At 66.3% G+C, this 26300-nt stretch carries 20 protein-coding genes; 10 read left to right on the top strand and 10 right to left on the bottom strand.

Annotated elements, in window-relative coordinates:
* Positions 1 to 1038, bottom strand: a complete 1038-nt coding sequence (gene mreB / locus LT948_RS18730; RefSeq protein ID WP_003094393.1) for a rod shape-determining protein MreB — start codon at positions 1036 to 1038, stop codon at positions 1 to 3.
* Positions 1039 to 1277: 239 nt separating this feature from the next.
* On the opposite strand from mreB, the gene gatC reads away from it, so the two are divergent.
* The 5 genes from gatC to LT948_RS18705 all read left to right on the top strand — a co-directional run bounded on the left by gatC (position 1278) and on the right by LT948_RS18705 (position 5442).
* Positions 1278 to 1568, top strand: coding sequence for an Asp-tRNA(Asn)/Glu-tRNA(Gln) amidotransferase subunit GatC (gene gatC, locus LT948_RS18725; protein WP_003106543.1), 291 nt, complete (start codon positions 1278 to 1280; stop codon positions 1566 to 1568).
* A 12-nt stretch (positions 1569 to 1580) separates the two neighbouring features.
* The gene (gene gatA / locus LT948_RS18720) at positions 1581 to 3035 is read left to right on the top strand and encodes an Asp-tRNA(Asn)/Glu-tRNA(Gln) amidotransferase subunit GatA (RefSeq protein WP_003094399.1); all 1455 of its coding nucleotides are present in this window, start codon (positions 1581 to 1583) and stop codon (positions 3033 to 3035) included.
* A 91-nt stretch (positions 3036 to 3126) separates the two neighbouring features.
* The gene (gene gatB, locus LT948_RS18715; RefSeq protein WP_071536084.1) at positions 3127 to 4587 is read left to right on the top strand and encodes an Asp-tRNA(Asn)/Glu-tRNA(Gln) amidotransferase subunit GatB; all 1461 of its coding nucleotides are present in this window, start codon (positions 3127 to 3129) and stop codon (positions 4585 to 4587) included.
* A 59-nt stretch (positions 4588 to 4646) separates the two neighbouring features.
* On the top strand, positions 4647 to 5024 hold the full coding sequence (locus LT948_RS18710) for a septal ring lytic transglycosylase RlpA family protein (protein WP_003116225.1): 378 nt from the start codon (positions 4647 to 4649) through the stop codon (positions 5022 to 5024).
* A 31-nt stretch (positions 5025 to 5055) separates the two neighbouring features.
* Complete coding sequence (locus tag LT948_RS18705) at positions 5056 to 5442, top strand: carboxymuconolactone decarboxylase family protein (RefSeq protein WP_003094405.1); 387 nt, start codon at positions 5056 to 5058, stop codon at positions 5440 to 5442.
* 124 nt (positions 5443 to 5566) lie between these two features.
* On the opposite strand, the gene LT948_RS18700 is transcribed toward LT948_RS18705, so the two are convergent.
* The 8 genes from LT948_RS18700 to LT948_RS18665 form a co-directional block, all read right to left on the bottom strand.
* Positions 5567 to 6358 (bottom strand): YfaP family protein, encoded by a 792-nt coding sequence (locus LT948_RS18700; protein WP_003116226.1) that lies wholly within the window; start codon positions 6356 to 6358, stop codon positions 5567 to 5569.
* A 4-nt stretch (positions 6359 to 6362) separates the two neighbouring features.
* The gene (locus tag LT948_RS18695; protein ID WP_073657471.1) at positions 6363 to 8012 is read right to left on the bottom strand and encodes a YfaQ family protein; all 1650 of its coding nucleotides are present in this window, start codon (positions 8010 to 8012) and stop codon (positions 6363 to 6365) included.
* Entirely contained in the window at positions 8009 to 12559 is a 4551-nt protein-coding gene (magD, locus tag LT948_RS18690) for an alpha-2-macroglobulin MagD (protein WP_031639950.1), read from the bottom strand. Before magD ends, LT948_RS18695 begins: the two co-directional genes overlap by 4 nt.
* 26 nt (positions 12560 to 12585) lie before the next feature.
* Positions 12586 to 13224 (bottom strand): DUF1175 domain-containing protein, encoded by a 639-nt coding sequence (locus tag LT948_RS18685; protein ID WP_073657472.1) that lies wholly within the window; start codon positions 13222 to 13224, stop codon positions 12586 to 12588.
* Complete coding sequence (locus LT948_RS18680; protein WP_004352865.1) at positions 13221 to 14990, bottom strand: DUF2138 domain-containing protein; 1770 nt, start codon at positions 14988 to 14990, stop codon at positions 13221 to 13223. The genes LT948_RS18685 and LT948_RS18680 overlap by 4 nt, the downstream gene beginning before the upstream one ends.
* A 38-nt stretch (positions 14991 to 15028) precedes the next feature.
* Positions 15029 to 15838, bottom strand: coding sequence for a YfaP family protein (locus LT948_RS18675; RefSeq protein ID WP_003094417.1), 810 nt, complete (start codon positions 15836 to 15838; stop codon positions 15029 to 15031).
* 162 nt (positions 15839 to 16000) lie between these two features.
* A complete protein-coding gene (locus tag LT948_RS18670) occupies positions 16001 to 16561 on the bottom strand; it encodes a response regulator transcription factor (protein ID WP_003094419.1) in 561 nt (186 codons plus the stop codon).
* A 25-nt stretch (positions 16562 to 16586) separates the two neighbouring features.
* Positions 16587 to 17855, bottom strand: coding sequence for an ATP-binding protein (locus tag LT948_RS18665; RefSeq protein WP_003094421.1), 1269 nt, complete (start codon positions 17853 to 17855; stop codon positions 16587 to 16589).
* A 276-nt stretch (positions 17856 to 18131) separates the two neighbouring features.
* Between LT948_RS18665 and LT948_RS18660 the strand changes: the two genes are divergently transcribed.
* The 3 genes from LT948_RS18660 to LT948_RS18650 all read left to right on the top strand — a co-directional run bounded on the left by LT948_RS18660 (position 18132) and on the right by LT948_RS18650 (position 22400).
* Complete coding sequence (locus LT948_RS18660; protein WP_003094423.1) at positions 18132 to 18842, top strand: SIMPL domain-containing protein; 711 nt, start codon at positions 18132 to 18134, stop codon at positions 18840 to 18842.
* 252 nt (positions 18843 to 19094) lie between these two features.
* On the top strand, positions 19095 to 20708 hold the full coding sequence (locus tag LT948_RS18655) for an ABC transporter substrate-binding protein (protein WP_009315914.1): 1614 nt from the start codon (positions 19095 to 19097) through the stop codon (positions 20706 to 20708).
* Positions 20709 to 20801: 93 nt separating this feature from the next.
* Positions 20802 to 22400: an ABC transporter substrate-binding protein gene (locus tag LT948_RS18650; RefSeq protein ID WP_033941703.1), complete on the top strand. Its 1599-nt coding sequence runs from the start codon at positions 20802 to 20804 to the stop codon at positions 22398 to 22400.
* A gap of 67 nt (positions 22401 to 22467) precedes the next feature.
* On the opposite strand, the gene mdpA is transcribed toward LT948_RS18650, so the two are convergent.
* Positions 22468 to 23685: a metallopeptidase MdpA gene (gene mdpA, locus LT948_RS18645; RefSeq protein WP_003107426.1), complete on the bottom strand. Its 1218-nt coding sequence runs from the start codon at positions 23683 to 23685 to the stop codon at positions 22468 to 22470.
* Between the two features lie 168 nt (positions 23686 to 23853).
* Between mdpA and psdR the strand changes: the two genes are divergently transcribed.
* Positions 23854 to 24417 carry a transcriptional regulator PsdR gene (gene psdR, locus LT948_RS18640; RefSeq protein ID WP_003094433.1) on the top strand — a complete coding sequence of 188 codons (564 nt, stop codon included), beginning with the start codon at positions 23854 to 23856 and terminating at the stop codon, positions 24415 to 24417.
* A 265-nt stretch (positions 24418 to 24682) separates the two neighbouring features.
* Positions 24683 to 26284, top strand: a complete 1602-nt coding sequence (locus tag LT948_RS18635; protein ID WP_103119314.1) for an ABC transporter substrate-binding protein — start codon at positions 24683 to 24685, stop codon at positions 26282 to 26284.
* Positions 26285 to 26300: the final 16 nt, after the last annotated feature.

The raw sequence follows: 26300 nt of genomic DNA, 5'->3' as shown, positions 1-26300 counted from the left end.
TTACTCGGTGGAGAGCAGGTCCATGGAGTGGCGGTCCATCATCTCCAGCGCACGGCCACCGCCGCGAGCCACGCAGGTCAGCGGCTCCTCGGCGACGATCACCGGCAGGCCGGTTTCCTGTGCCAGCAGCTTGTCCAGGTCGCGCAGCAGCGCGCCACCGCCAGTCAGCACCAGGCCGCGCTCGGCGATATCCGAGGCCAGCTCCGGCGGCGATTGCTCGAGGGCGCTCTTGACCGCCTGGACGATGGTCGCCAGGGACTCCTGCAGGGCCTCGAGGACCTCGTTGGAGTTCAGGGTGAAGCTGCGCGGTACGCCTTCGGCCAGGTTACGGCCGCGGACGTCGACTTCGCGAACGTCGCCGCCCGGGAAGGCGGTGCCGATCTCCTGCTTGATGCGCTCGGCGGTGGATTCGCCGATCAGGCTGCCGTAGTTGCGGCGCACGTAGGTGACGATGGCTTCGTCGAAGCGGTCGCCGCCGACGCGGACGGATTCGGCGTAGACCACGCCGTTGAGGGAAATCAGGGCGATCTCGGTAGTGCCGCCGCCGATGTCTACGACCATCGAGCCGCGGGCCTCCTCGACCGGCAGGCCGGCGCCGATGGCGGCAGCCATCGGCTCTTCGATCAGGAACACCTCGCGGGCGCCGGCGCCCAGGGCGGATTCGCGGATGGCCCGGCGCTCAACCTGGGTGGACTTGCACGGTACGCAGATCAGCACGCGCGGGCTGGGCTGCAGGAAGCTGTTCTCGTGAACCTTGTTGATGAAGTACTGCAGCATCTTCTCGCAGACGCTGAAATCCGCGATCACGCCGTCTTTCATCGGACGGATGGCGGCGATGTTGCCCGGGGTACGGCCGAGCATGCGCTTGGCCTCGGTGCCCACGGCGACGACGCTCTTCTGGCTGCCATGGCTGCGAATGGCGACCACGGACGGTTCGTTCAGGACGATGCCGCGCTCGCGCACATAAATAAGGGTATTGGCAGTACCCAGGTCGATCGACAGATCGCTGGAAAACATGCCACGCAATTTTTTGAACATGGGAAAGAAACCCTAGGCGAAGCGTGGGTGAAAAATACGCGGGTAAAAAAGTGCGGCAAACTCTAACAACGACGGGGATTTTGGGCAAGGCGGGCAATATGCTAAATTGCAGGCTTTTCCCGGCCCCACAAGGCCCGTCCAGGCGGAATTAGACCGCCGACCGCGGCATCCGTTCCCTGCCTTATATAACGCATGGCGCCCCGCCGCCCTTCCAAGGCCGCTTTTGCTGGAGACTCCCGATGGCGCTTGAACGCTCCGACGTGGAAAAAATCGCCCATCTCGCCCGCCTGGGCCTGAGCGAGGCCGATCTTCCGCGCACCACCGAGACCCTGAACAACATCCTCGGCCTGATCGACCAGATGCAGGCGGTCGACACCAGCGGCGTCGAACCGCTTGCCCACCCGCTGGAAGCCACCCAGCGCCTGCGTCCGGACGCGGTCACCGAGACCGATCACCGCGACGCCTACCAGACCATCGCCCCCGCCGTGGAAGAAGGTCTGTACCTGGTTCCGAAAGTCATCGAGTCATAAGGACGCGGACACATGCTGCATCAATTGACCCTCGCCGAGATCGCCCGCGCCCTCGCCGACAAGCAATTTTCCGCCGAAGAGCTGACCCGCACCCTGCTCGGTCGCATCCGGCAGCTGGATCCCCAGCTCAACAGCTTCATCAGCATCACCGACGACCTGGCCATCGCCCAGGCCAAGGCAGCCGACGAACGGCGCGCCAACGGCGAGAACGGCGCCCTGCTCGGCGCGCCGATCGCCCACAAGGACCTGTTCTGCACCCAGGGCGTACGCACCAGCTGCGGTTCGAAGATGCTCGACAACTTCGTCTCGCCCTACGACGCCACCGTGGTCGAGAAGCTCGCCGCCGCCGGCGCCGTTACCCTCGGCAAGCTGAACATGGACGAATTCGCCATGGGCTCGTCGAACCAGTCCAGCCACTACGGCGCGGTGAACAACCCCTGGAGCCTCGACCGCGTGCCGGGCGGCTCCTCCGGCGGCTCCGCCGCGGCAGTCGCCGCGCGCCTGCTGCCGGCCGCCACCGGCACCGATACCGGCGGCTCGATCCGCCAGCCGGCGGCGCTGACCAACCTCACCGGGATCAAGCCGACCTACGGCCGGGTTTCCCGCTGGGGCATGATCGCCTACGCCTCCAGCCTCGACCAGGGCGGCCCGCTGGCGCGCACCGCCGAGGACTGCGCGCTGATGCTGGGGGTGATGGCCGGATTCGATCCGAAGGACTCGACCAGCGTCGAACAGCCGGTGGACGACTACCTGGCCGCCCTGCAGAAGCCGCTGAGCGGCCTGCGCATCGGCCTGCCGCGGGAATACTTCGGCGCCGGCCTCGACAGCCGCATCGCCGACGCGGTACTGGCCGTGGTCGAGGAGCTGAAGACGCTCGGCGCCACGGTGAAGGACATTTCCCTGCCGAACATGCAGCACGCCATCCCTGCCTACTACGTGATCGCGCCGGCCGAGGCGTCCTCCAACCTGTCGCGCTTCGACGGTGTGCGCTATGGCTATCGTTGCGACGCCCCGCAGAACCTGGAAGACCTGTACAAGCGCTCGCGCGCGGAAGGCTTCGGCAGCGAAGTGAAGAACCGCATCATGGTCGGCACCTACGCACTGTCGGCCGGCTACTACGATGCCTATTACCTGCAGGCTCAGAAGATTCGCCGGCTGATCAAGAACGACTTCGTCAGCGCCTTTGCCGAAGTGGACGTGATCCTCGGCCCGACCACGCCGAACCCGGCCTGGAAGATCGGCGAGAAGAACGACGACCCGGTTTCCCAGTACCTGGAAGACATCTACACCATCACCGCCAACCTCGCCGGCCTGCCGGGGCTGTCCATGCCCGCCGGCTTCGTCGACGGCCTGCCGGTGGGTGTCCAGTTGCTCGCGCCCTACTTCCAGGAAGGTCGCCTGCTCAACGTCGCGCACCAGTACCAGCAGGTCAGCGACTGGCACACCCGCACCCCGGCCGGCTTCTAAGCCATGGCAACGCCACGCAGTCCCCTCCCCTCTCCCGGCGCGGAGAGGGCGACCCGCAGGGTCGGCAGCGGGACTGCGCAGGCACAGAAGGATTGAGGAACACCACATGCAATGGGAAACCGTGATCGGGCTGGAAATCCACGCACAGCTCGCCACCCAATCGAAGATCTTCTCCGGCAGCTCGACCGCCTTCGGCGCCGCGCCGAATACCCAGGCCAGCCTGGTCGACCTGGCCATGCCGGGCACCCTGCCGGTGCTAAACGAGGAGGCCGTACGCATGGCCTGCCTGTTCGGCCTGGCGATCGACGCACGGATCGACCGGCAGAACGTGTTCGCCCGCAAGAACTACTTCTACCCTGACCTGCCGAAGGGCTACCAGACCAGCCAGATGGACCATCCCATCGTCGGCAAGGGCCACCTCGACATCACCCTGGAAGACGGCACCACCAAGCGCATCGGCATCACCCGCGCGCACCTGGAGGAGGACGCCGGCAAGAGCCTGCACGAAGACTTCCAGGGCATGAGCGGCATCGACCTGAACCGCGCCGGCACACCGCTGCTGGAGATCGTTTCCGAGCCGGATATCCGCAGCGCCAAGGAAGCCGTGGCCTACGTCAAGGCGATCCACGCCCTGGTGCGCTACCTGGGCATCTGCGACGGCAACATGGCCGAGGGCTCGCTGCGCTGCGACTGCAACGTCTCGGTGCGACCGAAGGGCCAGGCCGAATTCGGCACCCGCGCCGAGATCAAGAACGTCAACTCCTTCCGCTTCATCGAGAAGGCGATCAACCATGAGATCCAGCGCCAGATCGAGCTGATCGAGGACGGCGGCAAGGTGGTCCAGGAAACCCGCCTGTACGACCCGAACAAGGACGAGACCCGCTCCATGCGCGGCAAGGAAGAAGCCAACGACTACCGTTACTTCCCCTGTCCCGACCTGCTGCCGGTGGTCATCGAACCCGAGTACCTGGCGAAGCTGCGCGAGCAACTGCCGGAACTGCCGGTGCAGAAGCGCGAACGCTTCGAGAGCCAGTACGGCCTGTCCGCCTACGATGCCAGCGTGCTGTCCGCCAGCCGCGAGATGGCCGACTACTTCGAGAAGGTCCAGGGTATCTGCGGCGACGCCAAGCTGGCGGCCAACTGGGTGATGGTCGAGCTGGGCAGCCTGCTCAACAAGGACGGCCTGGAGATCGAGCAGTCTCCGGTGTCCGCCGAGCAACTGGGCGGCATGATCCTGCGCATCAAGGACAACACCATCTCCGGCAAGATCGCCAAGATGGTCTTCGAAGCCATGGCCAACGGCGAGGGTTCCGCCGACCAGATCATCGAGGCCAAGGGCCTGAAGCAGGTCACCGACAGTGGCGCCATCGAGAAGATGCTCGACGAGGTGCTGGCGGCCAACGCCGAGCAGGTCGAGCAGTACCGCGCCGCCGACGAGGCCAAGCGCGGCAAGATGTTCGGCTTCTTCGTCGGCCAGGCGATGAAGGCCTCGAAAGGCAAGGCCAACCCGCAGCAGGTGAACGAGTTGCTGAAGAAAAAGCTCGAAGCGTGAGTCAAAGCCAGACGCCGGGTTCGCCCGGCGTCTTCTTGTCCGCCAGGAGCCTGTTGTCCATGCCCACCCCATCCGCCGCCGCGCGCCTCGCCCTCGCCGTCCTGCCCCTGTTCCTCGCCGGCTGCTCCAGCCTCGCCGGCAGCGGTTCCGCGGATACCGGCGAAGCCTCCTACTATGGCAGCCGCCACGCAGGCCTGCGTACCGCCAGCGGCGAGCGCTACAACCCCAACGCAATGACCGCTGCCCACCGCACGTTGCCGTTCGGTACCCGCGTGCGGGTAACCAACCTCGACAACCGCCGCAGCGTGGTGGTGCGGATCAACGATCGCGGGCCGTTCCGCCGCGGACGGATCATCGATGTATCGCGCAAGGCCGCCGAAGGCCTGGGTATGATCCGCAGCGGCGTGGCGCCGGTTCGGATAGAGTCGCTGGATTGAGCCACCTTCTACCCACGACAGGAACCTTCCGATGAGCGAACAAGGCAAGACCGGCCTGGAGATCCGACGTGAAGTCATGGGCGACGCCTTCGTCGAGCGCGCCATGGGCAACGCCACCGCCTTCACCCAGCCATTGCAGGACTTCGTCAACGAGCATGCCTGGGGCTCGGTCTGGGCCCGCGAGGCGCTGCCGCGCAAGACCCGCAGCCTGATCACCCTGGCCGCCCTGACCGCCCTGAAATGCCCGCAGGAACTCAAGGGGCACGTGCGCGGTGCGCTGAACAACGGCTGCACGGTGGAGGAAATCCGCGAGGCACTGCTGCACTGCGCGGTCTATGCCGGGGTGCCGGCGGCGATCGATGCGTTCCGTGCGGCGCAGGAAGCGATCGATACCTGGCAGGGCGAACAGCCCGCCTGAGCCCAGGAGCCATTCGCAGCGGCATGAGCGCCGCCGTCAGGCCACGGGTTGATAACACCGATGCCTGAGCGACGGCGAATAACGCCAGGGGCGTTATCCGCACTATGGGACCGAGCGCAGCCGCCTACGGATAACTGAAGCGCTTCACCAGCGTCAGCTCGCCAGGCTTGCGCATCGGCACCAGGAAGGTTTCCTGTTTCTCGTTCGGCGTGCCCTCTTCGGTGACCAGGGTGATGCGCGCCGTGGTCAGGTCCTGGGCGGCCTGTTCGGCGCCATCCTCGCTGCTGCCGTAGCCACCGCCGAAGTAGTTGACGTAGACCAGGTAGGGCCCCTTCTGCGGCGTAGGCGTGGCGATGATTTCCGGGCCGTAGCCGGTGGTGACGTCGACATCCAGGGTCGCGCCGTTGGCCAGCGAACGATTGCCATACCAGACATGGTCGCCGTCCGGGGTCACCAGGTGCAGGTCGAGGTCGGTGTTGTCACTGTCCCAGGACAGCAGCACGCGCAGCTTGGCCGGCACTTCCCCGCCGCCGCCACCGTGATAGAACTGGACCCGTCGCGACTGCCCGGCGGCGTTGCGCACCTCGACGCTGTTGCTGCCGGACGGGAAGGCGAACGGGCGGTCGAAGCTGCCATCGGCGTCCACCTTCAGCGGCATGCTCACACCGTTCACCACCAGCGTCGCCGGGCGGTCCTTGGGCTGGCTCTCGATCGCGCCGCGAATGCGCGCGGTGGTCGCCTGGTCGGCGGCGACGTTGACCGAGGACGCCGGGTAGTTCACCACCTGCCGGTAATTGGCGGCGGAACCGTCGCCGGCACGCCAGCCGGAGACCGGCGTATCCAGTTTCACGGGGTTGTCCGCCCAGGCGACGAGGGGAACGCAACTGAGCAGGGCGGCAAGGGACATTCGGTTCATGGAGTCATTCCAGTAGCAGGCGCCGGGCCAGGCTTTCGACATAGTTTTCGTCCTGGCCGCTGGGATGGGCGCGGAAGGCCAGGTGCAGGTATTCGTGGGTGAGGTCCAGGCGTTCCTGTAGGGAATACAGGCCGCGGACGAAGATGCGTTCGCGCTCGCGATCGACATAGGGCCGCCCGGAAGCCAGGCGGCACACGGAAAAACTCGGAATCTCCTCGTAGCCGGGCTCGCGGTCGAGGCGCTCGCGCCACTGCCGGCACTGCTTGCGCAGCCAGTCTTCGGCGGCCGGCAACGGCTGGCAGGCGGCCACCGGGTTGTCCCAGCGGCTCAGGCTGCTGCGCGGGAAAGCCTGGGCGAGGATGCTGTCGTAGCCCAGTCCCTGCCCGGCTTGCTCCACCGCGTGCTTCCAGGACAGACGCGCCGGGCCAGGCTGGTCGGAGTGATAGTTGACGGTCGCCCCGGCCAGCACCAGGTCGGCGCTCCAGGCGGCGATCCGCCGCGTCTGCGCGCTGGCCGGGCGCGGCGCCACGCGCTGGCGCTGGCTGCTGTCATCGATGGCCAGGCATTCGCCGCGCGGCGCGGCGTTTTGCAACAGATAGGTGCGAATGGTCACCGCCAGCGCGCGAGCGGCTTCCTTCGGCTGCGCCGAGGCTTCGCGCTCCAGCACCCGCGCCACGTACTCTTCGCGCGAAACCCGCGCGACCAGGCGCGGCACGCCATCCACCCGCTGCAGGAACAGGTCGCCGGCGCTGGCGATATCCAGGCGATTGCCGTTGGTGAAGAGCACTTGCTGCGGACCATGCAGCAGGCCTTCGGCGGCCGGGTGGCCGGCAGGATCGCTGACCGAGCGCAGTGGATAGCGGCTGAACAGGTTCACTTCCACGCAACGGCCCGGATCGGCCGGCCACGGACTCGGCAGGAAGCGCCCGAGCACCTCGGCGTAGCGGTCCAGGATCACCTTGCTGGTTCCCGGGCCGCCGAGCCAGAGCGGCGTTCCATCGACCAGCCAGCCAGCGAAACCGCCCTGGCGCGCCTGCGGGTCATGGTCGTCGAGCCAGCTCCAGGTCTTCACCCGCAGGCGGCCGCCAAGGCTGGCCACGGCATGGCCGTCGCCGGCCTGCAACGCCACGTCGAGCAGTACCCGCCGCGCCTCGCCCTGGGCCGGTAGTCGCTGCAACTGTTCCAGAAGCTCCTTAACCGGCACCCGCGTCTGCGGTTGCAGCCGTTCCAGATCGAGCAACCAGGCCGGTGCCTGGCGCGCCTGCCAGTAGCCGCGCCAGGCCTCCGGCCGCAAGGCGAGGCGCTGCGGCTCGAAATACAGCCCGCAGGAGCGCACCAGGGCGCGGTCACGACCGATCGTCTGGCCATTCTCGCAGCAGTAGACCTCCTCACGGCTGCGCCCCTGGCAGGCATAGGGCGGCTCGGCCTGGCCGGTGTCGCTCAGCCAGGCGAAGACGAACAGTTTCCACAGGCTGCCCAGCGGAGCCTGCAAATCGGCCGGCAACGGCCGGCGCTCGAGCACCCGCTGGTGATCCAGGCTCACCAGTTCGTAGCCCTGGGTCGTGCGCCAGGCCAGCTGGACCGGCGCCTCCGCTGCGCGAAGCAGCAACGGCACGGCGCACAGCAGGACCAGCCAGGCGCGCAACGCAATCACTCGACCTTGACCTTGGCCAGCGCCGGCTTGGCTTCCAGGGCCTGCTGTTCCGGCGCGTAGAGACGCAGGTAGCGGGCCGGTGGCAGGTTGAAGCTGCCTTTCTGGGAGAAACGCACCAGGTGACGGAAACGCTGCTCGCCACTCAGGCTGTCCACCGGCACTCCGTAGAACAGCTCGCCCGGTTCGTTGCGCGCGCGCTCCAGGGTGGTCGCCTCGTCGCCGGCCAGGCCGCTGATCTTGATGCCCCAGGTGGTGCGCTCGACATCCGCACCGGGCGGCAGCGGCAGTTCCAGCATGCCGTAGCGTAGAGCGGTGTCTTCCGGAACGGTCAGGGTCACTTCGTCGAGATACAGTTCGTCGCTGGAAAGCGGCTTGTCGCCGACCTCCTCGACCTTGAACTCGAACGCCCCCTCGCCGGGCACCAGGCGCAGCAGGCGACGGCTGATCTGCACCGGCAGTTGCCCGCTCGGCGCCTGGGCGCTGCGGTAGCTGAGCGCAACCGGCAACGGCCGGGCCGGCGCCTCGTCCAGGTCGACCCAGCTCGGAATGCCGCGGCCGCGCCATTGCCAGTAGGTTTCGCCGGTGGCGCCGCGCTGCGCCTGCCAGTCCTTCGGCGGCTGCGGCAGCTTGCCCTGCGGCGCCTGGGCCAGGGCGCCCTGCAGCCAGGTCAGGGCCAGGGCGCGTTCCAGGGTCGATTGCGCCGGCGCCAGGCGTTGCAGCAGAGCGCTGGCCTGCTGGCCGTCCACGGCCGAGCGAGAGGCCAGCAAGGCATCAGTAAACGGCAAGCCGGCCTCACGCAGGCGCTGCGTCGCCGTCTCGGCCTGGGCGGCCAGCGGCGCGGGCACCGCAACCCGCAGTTGCCGTGCCAGGTCCACCGCCAGTACTCGCGCCGCGGCCAGGCCGACGGCCGAGTCCGGCTCGCCCAGCACCAGGCCGTCGCCGGCCTCCAGCGGCTCCGCGCGCGCCTGCCCTTCGCCGGCGTTGGCCAGATCGTTGAGCAGGCCGCCGAGCAGGGTGTTCACCGGCAACTGCATATCGCGGGCGAAAGCCAGGATCAGCGCGCGCTGCAGCAGCGGGGTCTGCGTCGCCTGCTTGGCGTAGGGCTCGAGGATGCGCTGCCAGTGTTCGGCTGGCAGTTGGATCTCCAGTGCGCGGCTGGCGTACCAATCGGCGTAGTAGGCGTAGGCGGTGAGGAAAGCGTCGCCATCGACGTCGCCGCCCCACCAGGCGAACCAGGCGTCCGGGCCAGCCATCTGCACCAGGCGCAGGCGACTGTTCTGCATGATCAGGCGCAGGCGGTCGCGAATCCGCGGCTCGCCGCCGGCCAGCGCCGGATAGGCGATGCTCAGCGGCAGCAGTTGGCTGGCGGTCTGCTCGACGCCGCCGTAGGGATACTCCAGCAGATCATCGAGATTGCCCAGGTAGGCCGCGGCCGGGCCATCGGCCAGGCGCAGGCGTACGTCGCGGGCGTCCGCCGGCAGTTGCAACGGGTTGCTCGCCGCCGCCAGGCTGAGGTTCTGCGCCTGCTCCACCTGCCAGCCGTCGGCCAGCAGGTTGAAGCGCACCGCCAGGCGGTCGCGGACCTGCCCGTCCTGGCGCAGCTCGGCGCTCCAGTCGCCATCGCTGAGCGGCTGTTGCGCCAGCGGAATGTAGTTGACTCCCTTGGCCAGCTCCAGGGGCTGGCTGCGCTGGCTGCCAGGCGGCCCGCTGAGCAGCTCGGCCTTGACCGGCTGTTCGCCCTGGTTGAAGACGAACAGGCCGAGGTCGGGCTGGTCACCCTGGCGGAAGCGGGTCGGCCCGCTCCATTTCAGGTACAGCGGCTTCTCCGAGCGAAGGAACTGCTTCTTCTGGCCGACCTGGCCGTTGTCGTCGATGGCCCGTGCGGTGATCCGCCAGCGGGTCAGCGAGTCGGGCATGCGGAAGCTGAAGCTGGCCTTGCCCTGGGCGTCGGTGACCAGCTCCGGCTGCCAGGCGGCGGTGTCGACGTCCTCGCGGCGCGGCCGCTCCAGTACCTTGACGCCGCGCTCGCTGCGGTTCGCCCGTCCGGGTGCACTGGTGCTGCCGGGCAACGCCACGTCGTAGCTGATGAAGGCCAGGCTGGCGCTGGTGCGCACGTTGTTGCGCCGCGGATGGTAGAAGAACTGGTCGATGCCGGGGGCGATCTCCGCCTGCAGGGCATAGACCATCTCATCCACCACGCTGACGGTCAGGTGGCTGGAAACCGGTTTGCCGGCGAAGCGCGTGGCCAGGGTCACGGTCACCGTCTCGCCCGGTTCGTAGCGCTCCTTGTCGGTGGCGATGTCGATCTCCACCTGGGGCATGCCGACCTTGATCCCGGCGTTCTGGAAGCTGTAGTCGCCGCCCTTGGTGTAGAGCACCGAGAAGGTCAGGTTCGGCGAGAACTCCTCGCGCACCGGGATCCGCACGCGGTACTGGGTCGGATTGAGCTTTTCCAGGCGCAGCCAGTCGGCGCCCTTGGACAGCAGGGCGGTGGCCTCGACCTTGTCGCGCTCCAGGGACAACAGTGCATCCTCCACCGGCTCGGGGAAGGTGATCAGTGCGGAAGCTTCCTCGCCGGTGCGGTACTCGGGCTTGTCGAACACCACCTCGACGGTGCCCGGCACCGACTTCACGCCCTCGCCGCTCACCGAGTGGCCGGTAGCGCCAAGGAGCTGGCCCTTGTCGTCGCGCAGCTCCACGGAATAGGTACCGGGACGCTCGAAGGCCAGTGCGAAGCGGCCGTCGGCAACCGGACCGCTGTCGGTGGCGCGGTCCTCCAGGCGGATCCACTGGTAGCTGCTCGGCTTGAGCGGGGTCGGCTGTTCGCTGGCATAGCTGAACTCGACCTTCTCGCCGGCGGCGCTGAAGCGCTGCGGCGCGCTCAGGCGGTAGCGCGCGGCACCACGCTCGATGAGGATCTCCTTGCTGGTCTTGACCCGGTAGGCGGCGCCGTCGCTGGCGAAGATGGTCAGCATGTAGCGGCTGGGTTTCTCGGCCGGCGGCAATTCGATGGCGGCGCGGCCCTTGCCGTCGGTGGTCAGTTCGGTGCTGCTCAGTTCCACCGGGAACTGGCCGAGATACTGCAGTTCGTTGTCCACCATCGACAACTGCTGGGCGCGCAGGCTCAGTTGCAGGCGCGCGTTGGCCACCGGCTTGCCGTCCGGATAGAGCAGGACGATCTCGCCCTTCACCGGCTCGGCGGTCTTGAAGTCCGGCTTGGCCAGGTCGAGGGAGACTTCGAAGTGCGGCTTGATGTATTCGGCGACGCGGAAGGCGCTGCTGTAGGTCTGCCCGCGGTAGTCGAAGCGCAACTCGTAGCCGCCGGCGACGGCGTTCTCCGGCAGTTGGAAGCGGCCATTGGCGCCGCTCTTCGCGTCGAAGCGGAGGTCCAGGCTTTGCAATACCGTGCCGCTTGCGTCGATCACGCTCAGGCGCACCGGCGCGCTGGCGGCGGCCTGGGATTGACGGGCGTCCTTGAACTCGCGGCCGACCATCTTCAACGAGACCCAGTCGCCCGGCCGGTACAGCGGGCGGTCGGTGAAGGCGTAGATCTTGGTGTCGTAGATCTCGCTGTCGTAATAGAAGTTCTCGGAGACGAAGACCCCACCCTCGCGGTCCTCGCCGATCACGTAGGAGCGCTCCGGACTGGCGTGCTTGAGCCGCAGCAGGCCGTCGGCGTCGGTATTGCCGCTGCTCATCACGCCCAGGCCGTCGGTCCACAGCACCTTGGTGTCGGGCACCGGGGTGCCTTCGTGCTTGCGTGCGGTCCAGACCAGCAGCTCGTCGCCGGCGACCTTGCTCACCGCCACGCTGTTGGAGACGAACACCACGGTGGTGGCGCGGTACTTGCCGACCAGCGCCTCGACCAGGTAGAGGCCCGGCTTCAGCTTGCCCAGCGGGATGTAGACATTGCCCGGCACGACGTTGATGAACTCGCTGGAGGAACCGGCCAGCTTGACGTCCTGCGGCGGCTCGATGGGCTTGGCGTCCCACAGCGGATAGCGGAACTGGCTGACCAGCGGCAGGCCGGGAATCGGCGCGTATTGCGGCTGCGCGTCGTAGGGCGTCGGCGCGGTCATGGCGTTGCCCATCTTCAGCTCGGGCACCGCCTCGGTGACCTGTTGCCGCGACTCGTAGGAGAAGGCGCGCTGCATCACCCGGCGCGACTTGCGATACCAGTTGTCCCAGAGATAGGCCAGGGTGTTCGACAGGCCTTCGCCCTTGAACTGTCCCTCGGCCAGGACCCGGTGCAGGTTCTTCTGCCGCTTGAGGAACTCCAGCGGCTGTTCGATCCGGTACAGGCGCACGTCGACCCCGCCATAGGGCTCCATGCGGTAGCGCCGGTAGTCGCGGCCGGGCGCTTCGAGACGGACCCGCGCTTCCTCGTCGGTGGCGAAGCTGCTGTCGGCGAGCAGGAAGAAGGATTCGCCGGCCATCGGCGTGTAGCCGCTCGGTTCCACCGTGTCTTCCGCCTGGACGGCGGCGAACGGCAGCAGGACCAGGGCGGCGACCGCCAGGCTACGGCTGAAACGGCGCAGGTTGCTCATTGCTGTGGTCTTCACTGGGGCGCGATTCATTGAGAGAGGAAAGCCAGCCGATAGATGCCGATAAAGTTGGGATTGGATTCGTCGGGGATCCATCGGGTGTCCTTCCATGTCATGAGTTGTTGCAGGCTGACCGAGCGCATGCCGTTATCGGTCGGGGTGCTGCTGCCGGTGTGATAGGCGATGGAGCGGCCCATCCAGATCATCAGGTGCTGGTCGTCGCCCTGGTCGTAGAACATCAGGTCGCCGGGGCGCGCCTGGTTGAGGTCGCGGCCGACCAGCCGACTGTTGAACTGCACCAGCTTGATCGCATTCACGTAGGGCCCGACCTGGCCGCCACCCTGCTGCCAGTTCTGCGCCAGGCGCCGTTGCTCGGGACTGAGCGCCAGCTCCGGGGGCAGGTAGCGGTTGGACAGGCCGTTGGCGCGCAGCCACTTGCCATCGTGGACTTTCAGCGCCTCGTTGGCGGCGAAGCGCACCAGGCCGGCGCAGTCCTGCTGGTGCCAGCGCGGACTCGGCCCTTGGCGCAACTGTTCCTGGGCGATGCGCACGAACCAGGCGCGGAATACCTGCGATTGCTGCGGGTCGAGCGCTACCGGGGGCTCGCCGCGGGCACCGCCGCTGGCCAGCAGGAGCAGCACCAGGCCGAAGGCAGTCAGGCGTCTCACAGCGACCGCCATTCCAGCGGCAGCCATTGCCACGGTGCGTTGGCCTGGCTTCCGGCAGGCAGGCCAAGGGCGTAGCTGCCCTTGCCGGCGAGGGTTTTCAGGCGCGGCATCAGGTAGGTGTCGGCGGCATTGCGGAATACCGGCTCCATGTCCTGCGGCAGGCTGTCGAGGGTTTCCCGTTGCAGCAGTTCGGAGAGCGGCTGCGGCGCCAGGTAGGCCGGTACCAGCGCATCCTTCGGCAACACCTCGGCGAGCGGCGGATAGCGCTTGTCGAGGGTGTCCAGGGCCTTGCCGAGCAACTGGTCGTCGAGGGAGAACAGCAGGGTCTGGCCATGGCGCGCCATGCCGATGCGGAAGAACGCGCGGCCGCTGATGCTGTCCGGGTTGTCCGCCTGGCTGGCCGGATAGGCGCCGAAGTTCGAGCTGACCTGGCGGGTCCAGCGGCGGGTCTGGCCATCCACCCGGTCTTCCACCGGGAAGCTGCCACCCTCGACCTTGGCTTCCTTCGCGCCGATCACACGGCCGAACAGCTTGCCCAGCTCGTCGTCGAGTTCGGCACTGGCCGGCGCGCTCAACTGGCCCACCAGCAGCGGCGAATGCAGCCGCGAACTGGCGTACCAGCAGAGACCGGCGGCGCCGCTGAGATGCTCGGAGAAGGCCTGGGCCATCTTCTGCTCGGCCCCCAGGCGCTCCAGCATCACCCCGTACAGGCCGGGGGTGACCGGCAGCGCCACGCAGGCGCTGGCACCCATCGGCATGGCCTGCCAGACCGGGGCGAAGTCCAGCGGCGGCTGACGTTCCACCTCGTTCAGCGCCAGGTAGCTGCTCCAGCCCTGCTCGCCCTTCTCGAAGCGCACCCCGGCAAAGCTCGGGATGAAGCGCTGGTAGCCCATGGCCAGGACGCTGGCATTGAGGGTGATGCGCTGGCGCAGCTCGCCGCGGCCCGGCAGGCCGAAGCGCTCGGGGAACAGTTCGTCGCCGTCGAGCAGTGCCTCCAGGTCTTCGCTGGCCGGAGCGTTCAGCGGGCTGTCGTCGCTCTCGCCACCATCGTCGAAGAGCATCCGTGGGTTCGACAGCAACAACAGCCGGTCGCCCTTGGACAGGAACAGCATCGCCTTGTCGTTGCCGTAGCGCAGGCGATAGACCGAGGTTCCCGCCAGCTCGCCGACCTTGCGCAACTGCTGGTCGTCGGCGGCGATATGGGCCAGCGGCTCGAGCACTCGCGCCAGGCCGCCGCGCTTGAGCACCACCACGAAGTCGCGCAGGCGGCCGTCGGCGCCGCGCCAGAGGGCGACCTGGGCCGGTTGGTCGAGCAGTTCCTCGACCAGGCTGTCCTTCAGGGTCAGGTCGTGCTCGTAGATGATCCGCCGCAACGTACCGGTCAGGCCAAGGCGGTCGCCATTGTTCTCGTAATAGAAAACGAAGTCCTCGGTCAGGGTATCGCGCAGCAACGGCACCTCGAGGATTTCCTTCGGCAGGCGGCTCAGCGACACGCTCTCGATCAGCGCGTCGGGCTTGCGCAGGTCACGGTAGGCACGCGGCGCGTCGGCGTCCGCGGGTGCCTGAGCGCCGATCGGCTGGCCGAGGTCCTCTTCGGCCGGGCGCCCTCCGCCGAGCCGCTCCAGCCAGCCCATCTGCCAGGCCAGCACACCGCCGGCGGCCAGCGCGGCGACGATCCCCAGCACCGGCCACAGGGCGCTTCGGGTGCGCGCAGCGGCGGGCGCAGGGGTTCCGTTGGCAGGGCTGGGGGTGTTGTTCTCGCTCATGGTTCGCTAATCCCGTGTCATCCGTACGAGGGGATGCTTCAGTAGGTAAAGGTCTTGACCAGCACCAGGTCGCCGATGGTGCGCAGGGGCACGACGAAGGTCTCGTGCTTCTCGTCGACGCTGTTTTCATTGAACACCAGGTTGACCTGCGCGGTGATCACGTCCTGTACGTTGCTGCCGGCCTGGAAGTTGTAGCCCTGGTTGTTGAGGTTGCCCCAGTAGTTCACGTAGATCAGGTAGGTGCCGTGCAGCGGCGCGCCCATGGTGAACATCTCCGGGCCGGGCCCGTCGACGCCGTCCGGATCGAGGCCGCCGCTGTTGCTCAGGCGCGGATGCGCCCAGTAGGCGTGCTGGCCATCGGGGGTGACGATATGCAGGTCAAGCTCGGCCTTCGGATCGTCCCAACCCAGCACCACGCGCACGCGCGGCGGCAGTTGGGAGCGATTGGCCTCGTAGAACTGTACGCGCTTGAGGATCTTGCCGTCGGCGCTGCCGACCTGGACGCCGTTGGAGCCGTGGCCGAACGCATAGGGGCGGACGAAGCGCCCGGCGCCGTCGGTATAGAGAGGGAGAGGATTGCCGTTGACCACCAGGCGCTGGGCGCGCTCGGTGCCGACCAGTTCGCGCAGGTGTCCTTCGATCAGGCTGCGGCCGCGCTGGCCGCCGCGATCGATGGGCGGAGTCGGATAGGCGACACGCGGGGCATCGGGCTGTTCGAGCAGGCCGGAATAGCGCCAGCCTGCCGTCGGACCATCCAGGTCCACCGAAGGCTCGGCTAGTGCAGGCAGCCCGAAGGCCAGTCCGAACAGCACCGACAGGCAGCCGGCACTCGAACCGAAGATACGCATGATCAATCCCTGGTCGTGCGATTCATGAAAGCTGCATCTTAACGATTGCGCTGTCCGCTGGATATCCCCGGCGACCGGCGGAATCTGCGAAATCCACCGCGATTCGACGGAAAACGGAAAGCACAGGGGGCGCCATTCGGCGCCCCCGTTGTCATTTACGCTTCAGCGCCGTACCGGCCGCTTCTGCAGCTTGCGCTGCAAGGTCCGTCGATGCATGCCCAGGGCACGGGCGGTGGCGGAGATGTTGCCCTCGTGCTCGGCGAGCACGCGCTGGATGTGCTCCCATTGCAGGCGATCCACCGACATCGGGTTTTCCGGCACCAGGGTGTCCAGGTCGGCGTGCTCGGAGAGCAGCGCGGCCAGCACGTCATCGGCATCCGCCGGCTTGCACAGGTAGTTGCAGGCGCCGCGCTTGATCGCCTCCACCGCGGTGGCGATGCTGGAATAGCCGGTGAGGATCACCACCCGCATGTCCGCGTGCAACTCCAGCAGCTTCGGCAGCAGCACCAGGCCGGAGTCGCCTTCCATCTTCAGGTCGAGCACGGCATAGTCCGGCGTATCCTGCTGGGCCAGCGCCAGGCCTTCCTCGGCGGAGCCGGCGGTGCTGACCCGCAGGCCGCGACGGCTCATGGCCCGCGCCAGGACCCGGGTAAAGGTGGGATCGTCGTCCACCAGCAGGAGGTGGGGATGTTCTTCCCCTTCGAAGAGCAGCTCTTCAGACATAGGCAGGGCCTCTCAGACGGATCACTCAAGCCATTCCGTAGCTGCGCGGCAAGCGCAGTTCGGTCAGAGTGCCGCCATCTTCGTGGTTATACAACTTCACCGTTCCACCAGCGCGGGTCACGCTGGCCTGACTGAGAAACAGGCCGAGGCCGAAGCCCTTGCCCTTGGTGGTGAAGAACGGTTTGCCGATCTGTTCGGCGATCGCCAGGGGCACCCCGACGCCGTGGTCGCGGATACTCAGGCAGATACTGCTGCTGTCCCAGTCCAGGCGGATGTCGAGGTCGTCGGGACAGGCGTCCGCCGCATTGTTCAGCAGGTTCAGCAGAGCCTGGCTGAGGTCGGTCGGCGGGGTCAGGCGCGGCGCGGAGCCGAGGCCCAGGCACTGGTAGCGGTAGGAAGCCTCCGGACGCATCAGGTGCCAGCGGCGCAGCACCGATTCCAGCCATTCCGCGGCGCTTTGCTCTTCGATCGCCTGGCGACGGTCGGCCTCGGCCGCCCGTACCAGTTGCTGGAGGGTGTGCTTGCACTGCTTGACCTGTTCCTGGAGCAATGCCAGGTCTTCCTGCAGGGTCGGGTCCTGCGGGCGCTCCTGGCGCAACTCGTTGAGCAGCACGCTCATGGTCGCCAGCGGCGTACCCAGTTCGTGCGCAGCACCGGCCGCCTGGGTGGCCACCGCGAGCAACTGCTGGTCGCGCATGCTTTCCTCGCGCCGCTCGGCCTGCATGTGCGCCTGCCAGCGCAGCGCCTCGGACATCTTCACCACGAAGAAGGTGATGAAGGCCGCCGACAGGGCGAAGTTCAGCCACATGCCGAACAGGTGCAGGTTGATCAGCATCGCCTCGTGCTGAACCGCCTGCAGGTGCAGCGGGTGGTACCAGATCAGCAGCAGGGTGTAGCCGGTCAGGGCCAGGCCGGAGAGCACCATGGAGTAGATCCAGGGCAGGGTCGCAGCGGCGATGGTCAGCGGTACCAGGTAATAGGAAACGAAGGGGTTGGTCGAGCCGCCCGAGTAATACAGCAAGGTGCTGTGGATGATCAGGTCGCAGGCCAGTTGTACCGCGTACTCCTGGTCGGTCACCGGCCACGGCGCGCGCAGGCGCAGCGCGGTGAACAGGATCAGGCAGGCGGACAGGCCAAGGGTCAGGCCGAGCGCCAGCCACGGCAGCGGCAACAGGTCGGAGAGCCAGGCGAAACCCACCGAGCCGGCCTGCGCGGCCAGCACGAGAATACGGATGAGGAGCAGACGGCCAAGGTTCTGGCGACTGGCGGAGAGCAGGAAAACCGGTGCGCGCATGTTTTCTTCCGGAATAAGCGCGAGTATAGCCAAGACGCTGTCGGCAACTCTGCGGCAAAGTGACTCAGAAACGTCGCAGGTCGCCATCCTGCCCTGTTTCGCCGAGCGCTGTCAGGGCTCAGATCAGTAAATTTCACGTTTTTTCCGAAATCGCCTAACCCGTTCCGGGAAAAGCCTTCGTCTCATGGTCCAAGACTGGCGTATAGGCGTGTTTGCCGCGCCTGCCGGAACGATGCTCTACAGTGTGAATTCAGCCTTAGTACAAGGAGTTGCCCAATGTCTGCGATTTCCCGCCTGGCCGCCGCCGTCACCCTCTGCGCCGCCAGCCTCTCGGCCGTCGCCGAGGAAGCGCCGCGCTACAACCAGGTCTCGCTGCACGCCGAAGTCAGCCAGCAGGTGGCCCACGACCTGATGCAGGTCACCCTCTACAGCGAAAACCAGGGCAGCGATCCGGCCAAGCTCGCCGCCGAGACCACCAGCGTCCTCAACGCCGCCGTCGCCGACGCGCGCAAGGTCAAGGGCGTGACCATCAGCCTGGGCAGTCGCAACAGCTATCCGGTCTACGACGACAAGGGCCAGAAGATCACTGGCTGGCGCGAGCGCGCCGAGCTGCGCCTGGAAAGCTCCGACTTCGCCGCCCTCGGCCAGCTTTCCGCCGACCTGCTGGGCAAGCTGAAGATGGGCGGCATGGACTTCAGCATCGCCGATGCGACCCGCAAGAAGAACGAGGACCAATTGATGAAAGGCGCCGTGGACGCGTTCAAGGAGCGCGCCCAGTTGCTCACCGAGGCGCTCGGCGGCAAGGGCTACAAGCTGGTCAGCCTGAGCGTGAACAGCGCCGGCGCACCGCGCCCGTACCCGGTGATGCGGATGGCGGCGATGAAGGCCGACGCCAGCTTCGGTGGCGCCCAGGCGCCGGAGATCGAGGCCGGGACCAGCCAGGTCACGGTCAACGCCGACGGTGTGATCGAGGTGCAGATGCCCTGATCCGGTCGGCGCGCACCACAAGAGGCAGCCTCCGGGCTGCCTCTTGCGTTTCCACTGTCTCTCGCGCAGCAAACGCGGCCTGCGTCGCGTTTGCGCAAATTCGAAAATGCGACATTCCCTTTCAATCGGATAACAACATCTACACTGAAGCGACCTCGACGCTTGCGGCCGGCACACGCCCTGCATAGCTTCGCGCAAGACAGCTCACGAGGCTGTCCCTCGCAGACAATCAAAATAACCAGAGGTCACTCCATGCGTAGAAACGCCGTCATCCGCTCCGCGATCATGCCCTCGCTGCTCGGCGCAGCGCTGGTCGCCGCCGTTCCCCAGGCCTTCGCCAGCAACCTGATCTTCTGCTCGGAAGGCAGCCCGGCCGGCTTCGATCCCGCCCAGTACACCACCGGTACCGATTTCGACGCCGCGGCGGAAACCGTCTTCAACCGCCTGACCCAGTTCGAGCGCGGCGGCACCAAGGTCCTTCCCGGCCTTGCGGAAAGCTGGGACGTCAGCGACGACGGCAAGACCTATACCTTCCACCTGCGCAAGGGCGTGAAGTTCCACAGCACCGACTACTTCAAGCCGACCCGCGAATTCAATGCCGACGACGTGCTGTTCACCTTCGAACGCATGCTCGACAAGGATCATCCGTTCCGCAAGGCCTACCCCACCGAGTTTCCCTACTTCACCGACATGGGCCTGGACAAGAACATCGCCAGGATCGAGAAGCTCGACGAGCACACGGTGAAATTCACCCTCAACGAGGTCGACGCGGCCTTCATCCAGAACCTGGCGATGCCCTTCCCATCGATCCAGTCCGCCGAATACGCCGCGCAACTGCTCAAGCAGGGCAAGGCCAGCGACATCAACCAGAAGCCGATCGGCACCGGCCCGTTCGTATTCAGCCGCTACCAGAAGGATGCGCAGATCCGTTTCAAGGGCAACAAGGACTACTGGAAGCCGGACGAGGTGAAGGTCGACAACCTGATCTTCGCCATCAACACCGACGCCTCGGTGCGCGCGCAGAAGCTCAAGGCCGGCGAGTGCCAGATCACCCTCAACCCACGCCCCGCCGACCTCGACGCGCTGAAGAAGGACCCGAACCTGAACCTGCCGTCGCAGGCCGGCTTCAACCTCGGCTACATCGCCTACAACGTCACCCACAAGCCGTTCGACAAGCTGGAAGTACGCCAGGCGCTGGACATGGCGGTGAACAAGAAGGCCATCATCGACGCCGTCTACCAGGGCGCCGGCCAGTTGGCGAGCAACGGCATGCCGCCGACCCAGTGGTCCTACGACGAGACCATCAAGGACGCGCCCTACGATCCGGCCAAGGCCAGGGAGCTGCTGAAGAAGGCCGGGGTCGCCGAAGGCACCGAGATCACCCTGTGGGCCATGCCGGTACAACGCCCCTACAACCCCAACGCCAAGCTGATGGCGGAAATGCTGCAGAACGATTGGGCGAAGATCGGTATCAAGGCGAAGATCGTCACCTATGAATGGGGCGAATACATCAAGCGCGCCAAGGGCGGCGAGCATGACGCCATGCTGATCGGCTGGAGCGGCGACAACGGCGACCCGGACAACTGGCTCGGCACCCTCTACGGCTGCGACGCGGTGGACGGCAACAACTTCTCCAAATGGTGCGACGCCGGCTACGACAAGCTGGTCAAGGATGCCAAGCGCACCACCGACCAGGGCAAGCGCACCGAGCTGTACAAGCAGGCCCAGCACATCCTCAAGGAACAGGTGCCGATCACCCCGATCGCCCACTCCACCGTGTACCAGCCGATGCGCAAGACGGTACACGACTTCAGGATCAGTCCCTTCGGCCTGAACTCGTTCTACGAGGTCAGCGTCGGCAAGTAGCTTCGCCTGCCAGCCGCGCCGCCCCGCCACGAGCGAGGCGGCGCCTCTCCCCAGGGCGGCCGACCCGGCCGTCCCGCTCCAGAGGAGTCATCCATGCGACCACGCTCTGCCCTGCGCTACAGCCTGCTGCTACTCGCCTTCGCCGCCAGCGCCGCCATCCAGGCCCAGCCGAAGACCCTGGCGGTGTGCACCGAAGCGGCGCCGGAAGGGTTCGATCCGGCCCGCTATACCTCCGGCTACACCTTCGACGCCTCAGCCCATCCGCTGTACAACGCGCTGGCCGCGTTCGCTCCGGGCAGCGCCACGGTGATCCCGGCCCTGGCGGAAAGCTGGGACGTCTCCGCTGACGGCCTCGTCTACACCTTCCGCCTGCGCCAGGGCGTGAAATTCCACAGCACCGACTACTTCAAGCCAACCCGCGAATTCGACGCCGACGACGTGCTGTTCAGCTTCCAGCGCATGCTCGATCCGCAGCACCCCGCCCACGACCTTTCGCCCAGCGGCTACCCCTACGCCGACGCCATGCAACTGCGCGACATCATCGAGCGCATCGAGAAGATCGACGAACATCAGGTGCGCTTCGTCCTCAAGCACCCGGAGGCGCCGTTCCTCGCCGACCTGGCCATGCCGTTCGGCTCGATCCTCTCCGCCGAATATGCCGGCCAGTTGATCGCCAGGGGCAAGGGCGACGAACTCAACAGCAAGCCGATCGGCACCGGCCCGTTCGTCTTCACCCGCTACCGCAAGGATGCCCAGGTGCGCTACGCAGCCAACCCCGACTACTGGAAGGGCAAGCCGGCCATCGACCACCTGGTGCTGGCGATCACCCTCGACCCCAACGTGCGCGTGCAGCGCCTGCGCCGCAACGAATGCCAGATCGCCCTGACGCCCAAGCCCGAAGACGTCGCCGCGTTGCGCCAGGACCCGCAACTGACGGTGCTGGAAGAAGCGGCGATGATCACCTCCCACGCCGCGATCAACACCCGGCACGAACCGTTCGACGACCCGCGCGTGCGCCGGGCGATCGCCATGGGCTTCAATAAGCCGTCCTACCTGAAGATCGTCTTCGGCGATCAGGCCCGTCCGGCCATCGGCCCCTACCCGCCGATGCTGCTCGGCTACGACGACAGCATCCGCGACTGGCCCTACGACCCCGAACGGGCCAAGGCCCTGTTGAAGGAAGCCGGCGTCACCCCGGACACACCCCTGAACCTCTACATCAGCACCGGCAGCGGCCCCGGCGGCAACCCGGCGCGAGTGGCACAACTGATCCAGTCCGACCTGTCCGCCATCGGCATCCGGGTAAACATCCGCCAGTTCGAGTGGGGCGAGATGGTCAAGCGCACCAAGGCCGGCGAACACGACATGATGCTCTACAGCTGGATCGGCGATAACGGCGACCCGGACAACTTCCTCACCCACAACCTCGGCTGCGCCTCGGTGGAGTCCGGGGAAAATCGCGCGCGCTGGTGCGACAAGGGCTTCGACGAAGCCATCCGCAAGGCGCGCATGAGCAACGACGAGAGCCAACGGGTAGCGCTGTACAAGGAAGCGCAGCGGATCTTCCACGAGCAGATGCCCTGGTTGCCGCTGGCGCATCCTTTGATGTTCGACGCGCAACGCAAGAACGTCAGCGGCTACCGCATGAGCCCGATGTCGGCGCGGGACTTTTCGCGGGTGAAGCTGGACTGATCGCTGCGCCGCACGCGGGAAGCCCTGGTCCTTGCCTTCCCGCGTGCGGCGTTATCGTTCGGCCGGATCAGCCGCCGAGGCCGAAGGGATCGTCGATGGACGGGCTCGGTTGGGTGAACCAGCGCGGTCCTTCCTTCGTCATGTAGAAGTGATCCTCCAGGCGAATGCCGAACTCGCCGGGCACGCAGATCATCGGTTCGTTGCTGAAGCACATGCCGACATCCAGCGGCGTGCGATCGCCACGCACCAGGTACGGGCCTTCGTGGACGTCCATGCCGATGCCATGCCCGGTGCGGTGCGGCAGGCCAGGCAGGCGGTAGTCCGGCCCCAGGCCGTTGGCCTCCAGCGAACGCCGCGCGGCGGCGTCCACCGCCTCGCAGGGCTGGCCCAGACGCGCGGCCTCGAAGGCCGCCAGTTGGGCGTCGCGCTCCATCCCCCAGAATTCGCGCTGGCGTGCGCTAGGCGTGCCGAACACATAGCTGCGGGTGATATCCGACTGGTAGCCGTGGACCTGGCAGCCGGTATCGATCAGCACCATGTCGCCATCCTTCAGCACCTGCGCATGCTTCACCCCATGCGGGAAGGCACTGGCGGCACCGAACAGGACGATGCAGAAGGTCGAACCGGGCGCGCCCACCTTGCGGTGCGCCTGGTGGATGAACTCGGCGACTTCGGTGGTGCTGATGCCTTCGCGGAGAATGCTCGCCGCGGCCTTCTGCACTTCCAGGGTCATGTCCTTGGCCCGCTGCATCAGCGCCAGCTCCTCGGCCGACTTGCGCATCCGTCCCTGGTCGATCAGCGGCGCGGCGCTGACGAAGTTCCTGCCCGGCGCCTGTTGGCGCAAGCGCTCGAACATGCCGAACGGCAGGCTCGGACACAGTGCGACCGTGCTGCGCTCGCCCACGCCGAGCGCCTCCAGGCGATCGAGCAGCAGGCGATAGGGATCCTGGTGTTCCTCCCAGGTGTGGATGGCGCCATCGACCACCTGGAAGTCGCGCACCGTACCTTCCTCGAAGGCCGGCGCAAGGTATTCGAGGGCGCCCTCGGCGGGCAGTAGAGCACCCACCAGGCGTTCACTGGGGTGCCATTGCACGCCGCTGAAGTAACGCAGGTTGCTGCCTGCATGCAGGTACGCCGCGGCGATGCCATGCTCGCCCATCCACGCCTGGGCCGCGGCGATTCGCGCACGGTAAGACGCCAGGCCGATCGGCTGCGCGCCGTCCATCATGTTCCGCAGACGCTCCAGCGCCTGCGCAGGGGTACTCCCGCCAACACCCACGGTCATTTGTTGTTCTCCTCGTCTGGACCGGGCTGAAATTTAAGTCGAGCTTAAATTCAGGTCAAAACAAATTTTCAGTCACACTTAAAAAATAGGGGTTCGGGTAGTTCATCTGTCAGACTTTATTGACGCCCCGCGCTGGGTATACTGCGCCTTTCAACAAGAGTCTCCCCAATGACCGTAGACCGCATCGGCGAACGCCTGCGTCGCTATCGCCGCGCCGCCAAGAAGACCCTGCACCAAGTCGCCAGCGAATCCGGTCTCACCGCGAGCTTCCTCTCCCAGGCGGAGCGCAACCTCACCGGTGTATCGATCTCTTCCCTGGCCAACATCGCCAAGTCGCTGAATATCCCGCTCAATGCCCTGTTCGACCAACCGGCACAACCCCAGCCCGACTCCCACGAAGGCGAGCGGGTACGCTACACCATCGAGGGCCAGCCGCTGGCCTACGAACGCCTGTCCAGCTCCTTCCCCGGCAACCTGATCAATGCGGTCAAGATGAACATGCCGGTGGGCTACCAGTCGGAGCTGATCTCCCATGAGGGCGCCGAGTTCTCCTACGTCCTGTCCGGGCAGATCGTCTACACCATCGAGGGGCGCCAGTACCCCCTCGGCGCCGGCGACTCGGTGCACTTCGACGCGACCAAGACCCATTGCCTGGCCAACGTCGGCAGCGATGTGGCGGAAGTCCTGACCATCACCACCATGGGCCTGTTCGACGACCATCCGACGCCCTGAGCCAGTCCGTAGCGCACCTTCCCATCCTGTCAGGCAAACGTTTTCGCAATAGAAATGTTAGTCGTGCTTAATTTTCGTTGACCACAATTTCAGCATGACTTAATTTCGGCATCAGCGAATCGTCGACCAACAACAAACGGACGATCGCTGTCGCCGCACAGGGTCCATGGCTGTCACCCGCCATCCATGGAAAGGCGAGAGTTGCCATGGCCCATAAGGCCGATCCTCAGACGATGCCCTTAGAAAAAGAAAAAATGAGGTTTGCATGCGTAAGATCCTTCCCCTTCGGGCCTGGCTGGCAGCCGGTCTGATCCTCGGCTCCCCGTTCTCCCACGCCGCCAGCAACCTGGTGTTCTGCTCGGAGGGCAGCCCGGCCGGCTTCGATCCCGCCCAGTACACCACCGGCACCGACTACGACGCGACCTCGGTCACCCTGTTCAACCGCCTCGTCCAGTTCGAGCGCGGCGGCACCCGGGCGATCCCGGCCCTGGCGGAAAGCTGGGACATCGGCGACGACGGCAAGACCTACACCTTCCACCTGCGCAAGGGTGTGAAGTTCCACAGCACCGACTACTTCAAGCCGACCCGCGAATTCAACGCCGACGATGTGCTGTTCACCTTCCAGCGCATGCTCGACAAGAATCATCCGTTCCGCAAGGCCTACCCCACCGAGTTTCCCTACTTCACCGACATGGGCCTGGACAAGAACATCGCCAGGGTCGAGAAGCTCGACGAGCACAGGGTGAAGTTCACCCTCAACGAGGTCGACGCCGCCTTCATCCAGAACCTGGCGATGGACGTCGCCTCGATCCAGTCCGCCGAGTACGCCGGGCAGTTGCTCGAGGCCGGCAAGCCACAGCAGATCAACCAGAAGCCGATCGGCACCGGGCCTTTCATCCTGAGCCGCTACCAGAAGGATGCGCAGATCCGCTTCAAGGGCAACAAGGACTACTGGAAACCCGAAGACGTGAAGATCGACAACCTGATCTTCTCGATCAACACCGACGCCGCGGTGCGCGCGCAGAAGCTCAAGGCCGGCGAGTGCCAGATCACCCTCAACCCACGCCCCGCCGAACTCAAGGCCCTGCAGGAAGCGGCGAACCTGAAGGTGCCCTCGCAGCCAGGCTTCAACCTCGGCTACATCGCCTACAACGTCACCCACAAGCCGTTCGACCAGCTCGAAGTACGCCAGGCGCTGGACATGGCGGTGAACAAGCAGGCCATCATCGACGCCGTCTACCAGGGTGCCGGGCAACTGGCGGTGAACGGCATGCCGCCGACCCAGTGGTCCTATGACGAAACCATCAAGGACGCCCCGTTCGATCCGGCCAAGGCCCGGGAACTGCTGAAGAAGGCCGGCGTCGCCGAGGGCACCGAGATCACCCTGTGGGCGATGCCGGTGCAGCGTCCCTACAACCCCAACGCCAAGCTGATGGCGGAGATGATCCAGGCCGACTGGGCGAAGATCGGCATCAAGGCCAGGATCGTCAGCTACGAATGGGGCGAGTACATCAAGCGCGCCCATGCCGGCGAGCATGACGCCATGCTGTTCGGCTGGACCGGCGACAACGGCGATCCGGACAACTGGCTGGCGACCCTCTACGGCTGCGACTCGATCAACGGCAACAACGTATCGAAATGGTGCGACGCGGCCTACGACAAGCTGGTCAAGGCTGCCAAGCGGGTCTCCGACCAGGACAAGCGCAGCGAGCTGTACAAGCAGGCCCAGCACATCCTCAAGGAGCAGGTGCCGATCACCCCGATCGCCCACTCCACCGTGTACCAGCCGATGAACAAGTCGGTGCATGACTTCAAGATCAGCCCCTTCTCGCGGAACGCCTTCTATGGCGTAACCAACCAGCCCTGATGCCGACGCCGCCCCG

This window comes from Pseudomonas sp. CP-1, from assembly GCF_021213715.1.
Classification (GTDB): Bacteria; Pseudomonadota; Gammaproteobacteria; order Pseudomonadales; family Pseudomonadaceae; genus Pseudomonas; species Pseudomonas aeruginosa.
The sequence above is the reverse complement of the archived record's forward strand: the minus strand, read 5'-3'. Positions and strand labels throughout refer to the sequence as shown.